Genomic DNA, 303 nt, shown 5'->3' on the forward strand with positions numbered 1-303 from the left:
TGATGCTGTCATTTGTGGTGTCATTGGTGTCTTCGCGACCACCAATGAGTACATTCTCGCCTTCAATGCTCGCGTCATTTTGCACCGACACATCACTGGCAATGATGGCCACATTTTTGTCAGCCTTGATATTCAAGTTACCCGCTTGCAAGTTCGACCCTGCCCAAGTATTCGCCGTGGTCGTGGTACGCTCAGTGCGGTCTGTTTCCGTGACACTTGCTAGGGTCAGCTCCCCTTTTTCAGAAGAGAAGCTAGCGCCCTCCCCTGAAACAGTTTGGTCGGTGTGTGAGGTGCTGGTCACGG

Annotated in this window: 1 protein-coding gene; it reads right to left on the reverse strand. The window is 52.5% G+C overall.

All coding sequences use genetic code 11. The annotated features are described in order from the left end of the window. The coding region (locus ACXAH2_RS17205; protein ID WP_475080174.1) for a hypothetical protein at positions 1-303 on the reverse strand (303 nt) is incomplete at both ends.

It is taken from the genome of Marinomonas sp. ABL3_031 (genome assembly GCF_056161265.1).